Origin of the sequence: Kineococcus gypseus (assembly GCF_050871305.1) — a bacterium.
Taxonomy (GTDB): domain Bacteria; phylum Actinomycetota; class Actinomycetes; order Actinomycetales; family Kineococcaceae; genus Kineococcus; species Kineococcus gypseus.
This window is the reverse complement of sequence record NZ_JBJLRD010000088.1, coordinates 1-8,817: the sequence shown is the minus strand read 5'-3', so window position 1 is coordinate 8,817 and position 8,817 is coordinate 1. Positions and strand designations below refer to the sequence as shown.

The window sequence follows — 8,817 nt, the reverse complement described above, 5'->3', positions numbered from 1 at the left end:
GCGGGCGCGCCCGCGGACGAGGGTCGGTGAGCCCGCTCGCCGCACCGGGCCGGGCGGCGGCGGCGCGCCCAGCCGCTCGCCGCCCCCGCCGCCGGGCGGCCACGGCCGCGCTGCTGGTGGTGCTGCTCGTGGCGGCGTCCGCGGCCCTCGCGCTGTGGCGCGCCGGGAGCGGCCCCGACGAGCGGCGCTCGGGCCTGCCCTGGGTCAGCGGCGGCTCCGACGACGGCGGCATCGCGGCCTTCGAGCGCTGGCGCGGGCGCCCGGCCGACGTGCGGGTGACGTGGAACAGCGCCGACACCTGGGCCGTGGCGCAGGAGACGTACGGGCTGCGCGAGGCGCGCGAGCAGGGCGAGGACCGCCTGCTGAGCTACGCGGTGCCCCTGGTGAGCGAGGAGCCGGGGCAGACGCTGGCGACCTGCGCGGCCGGCGGCAACGACGAGCGCTACCGGGCGATGGCGCGCGGCTTCGTCGAGAACGGCTTCGAGGACGCGATCGTGCGGCCCGGCTGGGAGGGCTCGGCGAGCTGGTACCCCTGGGGCGTCAGCGCCGAGCGCAACGGCGGCGGCAGCGACGTGGAGCGGGCCGAGCGCGACTTCCGCGAGTGCTTCCGGCGCTTCGCCGCGGTCTTCCGCGACACCGCCCCGGACGTGCGCATCGAGCTCAACTACGGCTCGGGCGGGGGCACCACGAACATCGCCGACGTCTACCCCGGCGACGAGTTCGTCGACATCGTCGCCAACGACGTCTACCTGCCGGCGGAGGTGCGCAGCGCCGCCGACTGGGACGCGCTGTGCTCGCGGGGCACGGCGGAGCGGCCGCAGGGCCTGTGCCGCTACGCGGAGTTCGCCCGCGCCCACGGCAAGCAGCTCGCGGTGCCGGAGTGGGGGGTGGACCGCACCAACGCCCCGGACGCCGACGCGGTGGCGTACGTCGAGGGCATGGCGCGCTTCTTCCGCGAGAACAGCGACGTGCTGGCGTACGAGGCGTACTACAACCGCACCAACGACGCCGCCTCGCCGTGCGAGTTCCGCCTCGACCGCGGCTGCAACCCCGAGGCCGCCGCCGCGTACCTGCAGCACTTCGGGGACGACTGAGGGGCGGCCCCGGGTGACCGGGACCGCCCCTGCGGGACGTCGGACCGTCAGCGCTGGACGGTGAAGGTGGAGCTGTGGGTGACGGTGCTGCCGTCGGCGCGGGTCACCACGGCCTTGAGGGTGTGGGCGCCCACCGTCAGCTTCGCGGTGTCCAGCGGCAGGGCGCTGCTGCCGCTGGTGCCCACCAGGTCGAAGGGCGCGTGGGTCTCCACCGAGTAGGGCGTGCCCGTGGTGGGGGTGTCCAGGTGGAAGGCCACCTTCGTGGCGCCCTCGGCGGCGGCGAAGACGTGGATCGGGCCCGTGGCGGTGGTCCCGTCCAGCGGCACGGCGCCGCTGCGGTCGGCGCGGGTGCTGACCACCAGGGTGGTGTTCGAGGGAGCGGTGACCGGGGCCGGCGCGGTGGTCGGCGTCGTGGTCGGCGTGGTGGTCGGCGTGGTGGTCGGGGTCGCGGTGGGCCGCGGGGAGGCGGTGACGACGGGGGTGGGGGCGACGTCGTCCACGCCGGGGACGATGCCGACGCGGAAGGTGGCGGTCTGGGTGATCGTCGGCAGGTTGTAGCGGCTGACGACGACCGTCAGGGTGTGCGTGCCCGCCGTCCAGGTCGACACGTCGGTCGGCAGGGCGGTCGGCGAGATCGGCGACATGCCGCCGAAGTCGTACGGGGCGGTGAACTCGGTCTTGGTGGGCGTGCTCGTGGTCGCCCGGTCCAGGTAGAAGGCCACCGAGCGGGTGGTCTTGGCCGGCACCTCGACGTCGATGTAGTTCGCACCGTGCAGGTGGGCGCCGTTGAGCTCGAACTTCGGCGAGTTCACGTCGGAGTCGGTGCGCACGCGCACCAGGGTGGTGCTGGTCGCGGGGGTGCCGGTGGTCACCGGCGCCGGCTTGGGGGCGAAGCCCTCCACCCACAGCTTCTTGTACAGCGCGGCGGCCTTGGGGAAGTTGCCGGTGTTGAGCTTGTGCTGCTCGCAGTCGGACGGGTCGTGGTTGAAGTAGCTCTCGTAGGCCACGTCGTTGTTGGAGATGTAGTCGTGCAGCTTCTGGATGAAGTAGGTGTCGTCGCCGCTGTCCAGGCCGTCGCAGCTCTTGGTCAGGCCCCACTCGGAGAAGGCGATGGGCTTGTTGTGGGCCTTGCCGAACTCGGCCAGCCACTTCAGGCCGCCGGGCTGGTTGTAGAAGTTGGCCCAGCGCTCGACGAACTGCGCCGGCTTGAAGCTCTTGCTGTGGTCGTACAGCGACTGCCCGACGATGTCGACGTAGGCGTCGCCCGGGTAGGCCTTCACGGAGTCGAACTGGCCCATGTTGTTGCCGCTGCCGGGCGACCAGTTGAACTCGAAGCTGGTGCCGGGCACGGAGCGCATGGTGGTGACGATCTGGCGCCAGTAGGCGATCCAGGAGGCCGGGTCCTTCTTGGCGCTCCACTTGTAGCTGTCGGAGTTGAACTCCCAGCCGATGCGGATGATCGAGTCGCCCTGGTTGTTGGCGACCAGCGTCTCGGCCAGCTTCTTGAAGTAGCCGTTGTAGGCGCCGGTGGCGCCCTGCTGGATGCTGACGCCCTCGGTGTCGGGCAGCATCGGCACCGCCCACGCCATGCGGTGGTAGCGGTCCTTGTACAGGCCGATCCCCCACTGCCACTCGGAGATGTCCTTCCAGGTCATCTGCGGCAGGAAGGCGGTGGTGACGTCGACGTCCTCGCCGAGCCACTGGCCCCACTCGGTGACCTGCCCGCGCGAGCCGGCGGAGAAGACGCCGGTGCTGACGTCCTCGGCGGCCTCGGCCGGGGCGGCGCCGGCGCCGATGCCCAGGACGAGCGAGGCGCCGGCCGTGACGAGCGCGGCCAGGGTGCTGGTGGCGCGGGTGCGGCGGGTGGTGCGCGTGGACCTGGTCATCGAAGGTGCCCTCTTCCGTCGGAAAGTGATCGAGTCGGCGGCGGTGCTCCCCGCCCGGTCGGCGCGGTGGCGCCGACAACAGAGGGGTCGGGGCGTCGCGGGCCGGCCTTGACCGCACCGGCCGGAAAAGCGCCGCCCCGGGGCGCAGACCACCCGATCAGGCGCGTAACGGTCACCGGCCGTCACGAGTCGATGATCAAAAGTGCAACTACTGCGCCGTTCGGGTGAAGATCGAACGGCACGGCGGCCTCCCGGCGGCAATTCAGTGACCGGCAGTAGAGCTGCAACTACGCACAGCAGGTGATTTGCGGGGTTCGCGGAACTCCCCGCCGCGATCCCCCGAATCACCGGTGCGGAGGGTCCGGCGAGGGTTACCTTCGTGCTGCTTCGAAGCGGTCTCCTCGGGGCGTGCAGCCACCGCGCTCCGCAGCTCAGCAGGACGGATCGAGGACCACCGATGAGAGGACGACGACGCAGTTCCACCACGCTCGCGGCGGGTGCGCTGGTCCTGGCGACCACCACCTCCACGCAGATCGGCGGCGCGGGCGCCGCCTGGGCGGCCCCGCCCACCACGGCCCGCATCGACTTCGCCCCGGCCGCCTCACCGGTGCCGGCCGGCTGGACGGCCGACACGGGGCAGCCCTACGACACCACCCGCGGGTACGGGTGGGTCGCCTTCGCCGACCAGACCCCGAAGGACGTGTCCGCCGAGACGCGCCAGCGCGGCGGCACGGGACCGGACTCCAGCTTCGTGCACCTGCAGCGCCCGAACAGCTCCGGGATGGTGGTGGCCGGCGGGCGCTGGGAGTACTCCCTGCCCTCGGGGGTGTACCAGGTGAGCGTCGGGGTGGGTGACACCGGCAAGACCGCCACCGGGGTGCCGTGCTGCCTGGACAGCACCCACCGCGTGGTGGTCGAGGAGGTCACCGCCGTGGACGACGTGCAGCCGACCGCGTCGCAGCTGACGGCCACGGGCACCGCGGTCGTCGCCGTGCGCGACGGGCGCCTGACGGTCGACGCCACCGGCGGGCTGAACACCAAGCTCACCTGGATCACGATCCAGCCGTCCACCGCCACGGCGCAGGTGCCCGGCCCGCGCATCACCGGCACGCTGCCGGCGGACGGCTCCAGCGGCGTGCGCCTGGACAGCTCGATCAGCCTGGCGGTCACCGCCCCCGTGGACGACACCACGACCGAGGCGAGCGTGCGCCTGACCGGGCCCGACGGCGACGTGCCGCTGACGTTGAACAGCGACGCGGCCGGCGGCACGATCAGCTTCACCCCCGCGCGCAACCTCGCCGCCAGCACGACGTACACGGTGCGCACCTCCGAGGCGCTGCGGGACAAGCAGGGCCGGGCGTTCTCCTCCTACGTCAGCACCTTCCGCACCTCCGCCAGCTCACCGCCGGTGGCGCCGTACGCGTTCCGCCGGGCCGGCTCGGTGGCCGTCGCCAAACCGTCGGCGATGGCGATGGGCCCGGACGGGCGCCTGTACGTGGGCACCTACTCGGGGCTCATCGTGCGCTACACCCGCGCAGCGGACGGCACCCTGGGCGCGGCGGAGTCCGCCAGGCCCCTGGGCAACCGCATCATCACGGGCCTGACCTTCGACCCCGCCGACCCGACGGCGCTGTACGTCACGAACAACTACCCCGTGTACGCGAACGCCCCCCGCTCCTCGGGCAAGGTCTCGCTGGTGCGGGTGAACCCGGGTGCCGCGCTGAGCGCGGCGACCGCCTCCGACGTCATCATCGGCCTGCCGCGCTCGCGCTACGACCACATGACGAACGGCACCGCGTTCGGGCCCGACGGGCGGCTGTACATCGCGCAGGGGGCGAACACCGCCTACGGGGCGACCGACGTGTACTGGGGCGACCTCGGTGAGCAGCCGCTGTCCGCGGCCGTCCTCGTCGCCGACGTGCGCGACCGCGCGAAGTTCCCGCTCGGCACGGCGGTCAACGTGAACACCGACGCCCCGGGCACGCCGTCGGCGACCGGCTCGGCGCCGGCGGTCGGCTACCAGCCCAGCGCGGCGGGGGCGCCGGTGCGGGTGCACGCCTCGGGGGTGCGCAACCCCTACTCCCTGCTGTGGGGGAGCAACGGGCAGCTGTACGCCCCCGTCAACGAGTCGGCCGACGGCGGGAACACCCCGGTGCCGCCCTCGGGGACGCCCGCGCAGCTGAAGAACCTGCCCGCCTTCGCGGACTTCCTCACGCGCGTCCAGGCCGGCGGGTACTACGGGCACCCCAACCCCTCCGCCGGCCGCTACGTCCTCAACGGCGCCAACCCCACCTCGGGCACCGACCCGTGGGAGGTGCGGCAGTACCCGGTGGGCACGCAGCCGGAGCCGGGGTGGCGCGCGCCCGACCTGAACCTCGGTGTGCACCGCTCGGCCAACGGCGTGGCGGAGTACCGCAGCGGGCTGGCCTTCAACGGTGCGCTGCGCGGCAGCCTGCTGGTGACGGAGTACTCCAACGGCGACGACCTGCTGGCCGTCACCCTGGACGCCGCCGGCAAGCCCGTCTCGTTCGCCCCCGTCAGCGACGCCGCCACACCCGGCCAGCGGCTGGTGTTCGAGAACCCGCTGGGCGTGGTGACCGACCCGGTCAGCGGCGACGTGTACGTCGCGGAGTACCTCGAGGAGACGGACCAGGCCGCCGGGCGCGTGACGCTGCTCAAGCCGGCCCAGGTGAACCAGCCGGCCTCGACGTCGGTGACGATCAGCTTCGGCCCGGCCTCGGCGCCGGTGCCCGGCGGGCACAACCGCGACACCGGTGCGCCCTTCGACGGGCGCCGCGGCTGGATGGACCTGATGGGCAACCCGCTGGACCTGCGGGCCAACACGCGGGTGCGCAGCTCCGCCCCGGCTCCCGACCTCCGCTACACCACGCACGTGATGCTGCAGGCCCCCGCGGGCAGCGGCAACACCGGGCAGGGCCGGTGGGCCACGGTGCTGCGCAACGGCACGTACGACGTCACCGTCGCCGTGGGCGACCCCGCGGCGCTGAACTCCCGGCACCGGGTGGTCGCCGAGGGGGGCACGCCCGACCAGGTGGTGCTCGTGCCGGGGTACGTGCCGACGGCGGCCGCGCCGTGGCAGACGGTCACCGCGCGGGTGCGCGTGAGCGACGGGGCGCTGACGCTGGACGCCACCGGCGGGGCGAACACGAAGCTGGACTTCGTGCAGGTGCGCCTCGCGCCGTAGCCGGGTGCGCGCCCCGCGCCGCAGCGGGGCGGACGCGACGGGGCCCGGTCACCCCTGGGGATGACCGGGCCCCGTCGTCCCGGCGCGCTCGCGCCGGCCGGCGCCGGTCAGGTCCAGCGGCCCCGGCTGGTGCGCTTCCACAGGCCCGTCTGGCGGCCGGAGAGCTGGCGCAGGCCGCCGCGCAGGGCCGCGACGTTCGTCAGCGCGAACTGGTACGGCAGCGCCAGGGCCCGGCGGTTGGTCACCGCGCCCCCGGCGGCCGCGCCCCAGCACGCCACCTGCGCCCACCACAGCGCACGCAGGGCCGGGCTGGCCTGACCGGCGCGCCCGGAGGCGGCCAGCAGCACGGGCAGCAGCACCGGCACCACGCCGGTGCGCAGGCAGCGGTGCGAGACGAACGCGACGGCCACCCACCCGCGGCGCGGGTCGGCCAGCCCGAGCTTGGCCAGGCTGCCGTGCCAGATGCCCGCGGAGATGCGGGCGCGGCGCTCGAAGTCGTCGTTCTTGGTCAGCGACAGCGCCTCGACCGCGCACGCGGCGGGCTCGTGGGCCACGCGGTACCCGCGCTCGAGCGCGGCCAGCGGGATCCAGTAGTCGTCCGCGTAGACGTTGGGCGGGATGGGCTCGTACGCGGCGCGGCGCACGGCGAAGATGCCGCCGTCGGCGCCGACGACGACGCCGAAGACGCTCTCGGCCGCCTTCAGCGCGCTCTCCAGGCGCCAGTACGCCGACTCGCCGCCGCCGTGCGCACCGTCGCCGATCGGCTTCTTGGTGCCGGAGACCACCGCGGTGCGCTCGTCGGCGAACGGGGCCACCACGGCGCGCAGCGAACCGGGCAGCAGCGAGCCGTTGGCGTCCGTGAACACCACGACCTCGCCGCGCGCCTCGCGCACGCCGCGGTTCAGCGCCGAGCTCTTGCCGCCGCGCGCGCTCTGCTGCACCAGGCGCACGCGCGGCTCCCGGGCCTCCCACTCGCGCACCACCTCGGCGGTGCCGTCCTCGGAGCCGTCGTCGACCACGAGCACGTCGAGGAGCCCGGCCGGGTAGTCCTGGGCGAAGGTGTCGGCGATCTTCTCGCCGATGAACCGCTGCTCGTTGTACGCGGGCACCACCACGGTGACGGTGGGCAGGGGCGGGGGCACCGGCTCGCCGGGGCCGGCCGCGGCCTCGGCCGCGCGCCGGGCGCGCGCCGCGGCCAGGCGCACCACCAGCGGGTACCCCAGGTGCGTGTACGCGACCACGGCGAGCGAACCGAGGGCGACGGTCGAGCTGATCCGACGGTCCGACGACCCGTGGACCACCGGGCGGTGTGTCGTGCGCTTCATCACTGGCTCTCCCTCTCGGCTCTCGCCGCAGGTATCGGTGGTGCACACCGGCGGACGCCGATCGGGGGGAGGCGTCCGTGGGGGGGACCGGCGGGTACCGGTCGTGCGGGTCCTCAGCGCCGCAGGCTGACCCGGGTGAGGTCGGCCCGGCGCACTCCCGGCGCGGGCACGAGGGTGCGCGGCCGGCAGCAGGCCGCGGAGCAGAAGGTGTACATGACGACCAGGCGGTCGGCGGTCTGCGCGTGCCCACCGCGGTGCAGGCCCAGGGTGTCGGCCCAGGCCACGTCCCCGGAGCGCCCCACCGCGGTCGTCGTGCGGTCTGCGCCGAAGCGTTCCTCGACGAGCTCGTCGGCGATGCGGAAACCCACCCCGTCCCAGGTCTCGGGCAGCTTGACCCTGCGCCCGGCCGGGGTGTTCGTGCCCTTGACGTAGGTCAGCGGGCCGGCACCGGGCGGGACGTCGTCGACGTACAGGAACGCCTTGACGATGTCGGCGTCCTCCAGCAGGTCGCGGTGCCAGCGCTGGGACTTCGTGGGCGGGGCGCCGGTGGCGAGGTTCTGCCAGACGTTGACGTCGTGCAGGCGCACCTTGCAGCGGAAGTACTCCTCGGCGATGCCCATGACCTGCTCGTGCAGGGCGAAGGCGACGAGCGGGTCCGCGGGGTCCACCTCCGGGCGCTGGCCCAGCAGCTCGACGAGGTACGGCTTGGGCCAGCGACCCGACTCCCCCGTGGCCAGCGCGCGGCGGCGCTCGGCGATCTCCTCGGCGTGCGCGTCCTGCAGGGCGCGCACGCGCTGCTCGATGCGGTCGAGCAGCGGCGCGTCCGCGCCGAGCAGCCCGCGCCCGTCGGTCACCGTCACGCCGTCGCGCACGAGGTCGGTGACGACCTGCGCGGCGGGGGCGTCCAGCACCGGGGGGTCCTGGCGGTACCGCACGGACGGCAGCAGGTTGAACCCGTAGCGCGAGACCACGCGGTTCTCGCAGCGCAACCTGCGCGCCGCCATGCCGGCCGCGCGCCGGGTCCTGCTCAGCGCGCTCTCCTCGGTGCTCGTCCCCGCCGTGCGCGTGGGAGCTTCCGCGACCATTCCGCTTCTCCGTCCGTGGTGCTCGTGGTGGTCGTGCCCGTCCGCGGGCCGGTGGCCCGGGGGTTGCTCAGTACGCCCCGCGCCCCCCCAGCACGGCCTTGACCGTCTTGGCCAGGATCATCGCGTCGAACGCCGGGGACCAGTTCTCCACGTACTGCAGGTCCAGCCGCGTGGACTCCTCCAGGTCCAGGTCGCTGCGACCGCTGACCTGCCACAGACCCG

At 74.1% G+C, this 8,817-nt stretch carries 6 protein-coding genes; 2 read left to right on the top strand and 4 right to left on the bottom strand.

What is annotated here, in order from left to right:
* Positions 1–26 precede the first annotated feature (26 nt).
* Positions 27–1,094, top strand: coding sequence for a glycosyl hydrolase (locus ACRYMN_RS20235; protein ID WP_432499118.1), 1,068 nt, complete (start codon positions 27–29; stop codon positions 1,092–1,094).
* Between the two features lie 47 nt (positions 1,095–1,141).
* Here the strand turns inward: ACRYMN_RS20235 and ACRYMN_RS20230 are convergent, their stop codons facing one another.
* Positions 1,142–2,980, bottom strand: coding sequence for a glycosyl hydrolase (locus ACRYMN_RS20230; protein WP_432499116.1), 1,839 nt, complete (start codon positions 2,978–2,980; stop codon positions 1,142–1,144).
* 457 nt (positions 2,981–3,437) lie between these two features.
* Between ACRYMN_RS20230 and ACRYMN_RS20225 the strand changes: the two genes are divergently transcribed.
* Positions 3,438–6,185, top strand: a complete 2,748-nt coding sequence (locus ACRYMN_RS20225) for a PQQ-dependent sugar dehydrogenase (RefSeq protein WP_432499113.1) — start codon at positions 3,438–3,440, stop codon at positions 6,183–6,185.
* Between the two features lie 107 nt (positions 6,186–6,292).
* Here the strand turns inward: ACRYMN_RS20225 and ACRYMN_RS20220 are convergent, their stop codons facing one another.
* From ACRYMN_RS20220 to ACRYMN_RS20210, 3 genes are all read right to left on the bottom strand, one after another.
* Positions 6,293–7,426: a glycosyltransferase family 2 protein gene (locus tag ACRYMN_RS20220; protein WP_432499111.1), complete on the bottom strand. Its 1,134-nt coding sequence runs from the start codon at positions 7,424–7,426 to the stop codon at positions 6,293–6,295.
* A 197-nt stretch (positions 7,427–7,623) separates the two neighbouring features.
* A complete protein-coding gene (locus ACRYMN_RS20215; RefSeq protein WP_432499108.1) occupies positions 7,624–8,595 on the bottom strand; it encodes a phytanoyl-CoA dioxygenase family protein in 972 nt (323 codons plus the stop codon).
* Between the two features lie 67 nt (positions 8,596–8,662).
* Positions 8,663–8,817 (bottom strand): sugar transferase (locus ACRYMN_RS20210; protein WP_432491156.1); only part of this gene is annotated, 155 nt, incomplete at its 5' end.